Origin of the sequence: Actinomadura sp. HBU206391 (assembly GCF_014323665.1) — a bacterium.
Taxonomy (GTDB): Bacteria; Actinomycetota; Actinomycetes; order Streptosporangiales; family Streptosporangiaceae; genus Actinomadura_C.
In genome coordinates this window covers 1-3,049 of sequence record NZ_JABVEB010000448.1, presented here as the reverse complement: position 1 = coordinate 3,049, position 3,049 = coordinate 1, and the positions used below count along the sequence as shown (strand labels likewise).

The 3,049-nt window shown below is 69.7% G+C and carries 3 protein-coding genes, 1 tRNA gene and 1 pseudogene; all 5 read right to left on the bottom strand.

What is annotated here, in order from left to right:
- Nucleotides 1-400, bottom strand: a pseudogene (locus tag HKK72_RS38075) (UDP-N-acetylglucosamine 1-carboxyvinyltransferase); the annotation flags it as partial.
- Nucleotides 401-449: 49 nt separating this feature from the next.
- Entirely contained in the window at nt 450-890 is a 441-nt protein-coding gene (locus tag HKK72_RS38070) for an HNH endonuclease (protein WP_187239237.1), read from the bottom strand.
- Nucleotides 891-932: 42 nt separating this feature from the next.
- A tRNA-Asn gene (locus HKK72_RS38065) sits at nt 933-1,005 on the bottom strand.
- A gap of 176 nt (nt 1,006-1,181) precedes the next feature.
- Nucleotides 1,182-2,183 (bottom strand): GNAT family N-acetyltransferase, encoded by a 1,002-nt coding sequence (locus HKK72_RS38060; RefSeq protein ID WP_187239236.1) that lies wholly within the window; start codon nt 2,181-2,183, stop codon nt 1,182-1,184.
- A gap of 199 nt (nt 2,184-2,382) precedes the next feature.
- Nucleotides 2,383-3,049 (bottom strand): L,D-transpeptidase (locus HKK72_RS38055; RefSeq protein ID WP_187239235.1); only part of this gene is annotated, 667 nt, incomplete at its 5' end.

The following is a 3,049-nucleotide window of genomic DNA, read 5'->3' as shown; positions in this document are numbered from 1 at the left end:
CCCTCAGCGCCTCGACGTGGAAGTTGACCGGGCGGCGGCCGATCGGGTCGCCGCCGACCAGCGGAACGAACGCCTCTCCGGTGAGGTGCAGCAGCGGCCCGAGCATGAGGATCGGGATCCGGTTGAGCCCGGTGAACGCCTTCGGCACGTGCGGATCGGCCACCGGCCCGGGCACGACGGTGATCTCACCGTCCGCTCGCTCGACGCCCATCCCGAGATGTTCCAGCATCGCCGCGGTGATCGCGACCTCGCCCACCTCGGGCGCGTTGCGGATGGTGCTGGGCGCGCTCCCGAGCATCGCGGCGACCATGTGCTTGCTCACCGCGTTCTTGGAGCCGCGCACCGTGATGTCGCCGCGCAGCGGGCCGGACGGTTCGATCTCCCACGCCTGTTCGCTCACCTAGGCGAGCTTACGGCCTGCGAGATGCGAAGACGTCCGGCCACGCGCGTCAGACTCCGAACAGCTCGTCCCAGCGCGGGACGCGCAGTTCCGTGCGCAACCGCATCCCGGACTCGGCCAGGCTGCGGTCGGCCTTGCGACCGTTGCACCGGCCGCAGGCCAGCACGGTGTTCTCCCACGTGGAGGCACCGCCACGGGACTGCGGGACGATGTGGTCGATCGTGTGACCACGCCCACCGCAGTAGCCGCACAGCCCGCGATCACGCAGGTAGACGCCCCGCTTGGTCCACGCCGGGCGCTTGCCGTGCCGCCACCGCATCGTGACGTACCGCACCAGGCGCAGCACCCTGGGCACGGGAAAGTGGCCGATCGTCCGGCCCTCCACCGCCTCTTCCACTACGGCCACACCCCGCACCAGCATGCGGATCGCATGGCGTACGTCCACTTTCTGTAAGGGCTCATAGGACGCGTTCAAAACGAGCACGTACATCGGTCACCTCCCTGGCCACGGTGAGCTCGCCGCCAGGGTCCGCTCCCCCACCAGGACTCGAACCTGGGACATCCGCCTTAACAGGGCGTCGTTCTGCCGACTGAACTACAGGGGAATGTTGCGTGAACTCGGGCTGGCGACCGTCAATTCCTAGGCATTCCGTTCGGAACAACCAACAGCGTGCCGATTCCGGCGGGCATGAGCAAGGCATTTTCGGCGCCGTCTGAACCGGCCGGAGTCCCGGCCCCGCCGGCGGTGGCGCAGGTCGCCCCGGCCCCGCCGGCTCAGCCCTCATCTCTCGGGCGGACCGGGCAGATCCGCTGCCTCCGCCTGATAGTCGCGGTATTCGCGCTGCCGCCGGAAGCCCAGCTCCTCGTTGACGGCGAGCATGTGCACATTGTCATCGGCATTGTCGGTCTCAATTTCACGGACCTCGGGACGCTCGGCCAGCAGCCATTCCAGCATCGCCGCCTTGACCCATATGCCGATCCGCTTGCCGCGGTGACCGGGCACCACCGCGGTGTCGTATTGCGCGGCCCGTTCGGGCGAGTTCGCCGGCACCACGATCTCGGTGAATCCGGCGATCACGGGTCCGCGGACGGCGGCGACCGTGTAGAGGTCGTCGCCGCGCTTGGCCACCATGTCGGCCATCTCGCCCAGGCGGCCGGCGTCCCAGCTCATCCGCTCGGTCACCGTCTCGTCCGCGGGCAGGTCGTCCATGGCGAGCTTCGCGTCCGCGAACGCGTCGGCCAGGCCGTCGGGCACGGCGCCGCGCCAGCGGACCAGCTCGTACCCCGGCGGGCCGGCCGCGAGCGTGTCCGCGAGCCAGCCCGGATCGACGTCGTCGACCCGGAGCAGCAGGCCGGTCAGCACCAGGACGCACCGGAACCCCTGGGACTCGAGGAACGGGACCGCGGGCGTCTCGGCGATGGCCTGCGCCACCACGGCGGGCCGGCCGTGCGCGCGGACCGCCTCGGCCGCCCGCCTCAGCAGCCGGGCGCCGATGCCCCGCCTGCGGTGGGCCGGGTGAACGAGCACGTCGATCTCGGCGGGCCGGCCGCCGTCCCGCTCGGCGGGCAGCCTGAGGTAGGCGACTCCGACGGTGACGCCGTCCACGGCCGCGATCCACAGCAGGAGCCGGGAGTTCGGCGGAGGCGTGGTCAGCCGGCCGGTCGTCTGTTCGAGGGTCTGTGGCGGCTCCTCAGGGTTATCGCACGCCTGGACGGCGGTCACGACGGAGTGCCATGCCCGGATCTGGACGGCCGTCGGGATCTCGACCGCGATGATGTCCATCCCGCTGTTTTATCGGTGAATGCCGGGTCGGCGCGAGGAGTCTCATGAGTCTGTGGGCGCCCGCCCAGGTCAGGGGCCGAACAGTCGGTGCCGCTCGAACAGCCGAATCATCACCATGACGTGCTCTCGAACCGCGCGCCGGCACGGCCCCGAAGAAGCGATGCCGGCGAACCCGTGCCCGAAGAGGCGAGTGCGGCCCTCAGCCCGACGCCGGCGATCCCGTGGCGGTGGGGGACGTGGGGGTCGTGGCGGGCTGACTCGGCTGCGTGGTGGTCCCGCCCGTCTCGACGACCCGGTCGAGCGCACCGCCCTTCACCCACTGGCTCCACGGCATCTGGTAGTAGCTCCAGCCGTTGAAAGCGTCCAGCTTGCGTGTGGAACCAGTGATGATCACGGGGTCGCCGAGGTAGGCCCAGTTGAAGAACCACTCGGCCGCGGCGGGCGGCGAGTTGAGGCAGCCGTGGCTGACGTTCTGCCGGCCCTGGGCCCAGACCGTCGAGGCCATCGAGTGGATGTACTCGCCGCTGTTGGAGATCCGGACCGCGAACGGGATCTTCTCGTCGTAGCCGCCGTTCTTCTTGTCCTTGGGGTCGACGCCCATCCACGCCGAGGTCATCCGCTCCACCCGCACCTTGGCCATGGTGAGGTGAACGCCGCTGGTGGTCTGGTACACGTCAACGCCGTTGCGGATCATGCCGCCCTTGCCCGCGCTGATGCCCCAGGTCTTGATGACCTTGCCGTTCTTGCGGACCACGAGACGGTGCGTCTTGGTGCTCACCGTGATGATGTGCGAGTCGCCGATCGTGAAGCGGCGGGTCAGGTCGGAGGTGCCGTAGACGCCCGTTGCGGCCTTGACCCCGGCGAGT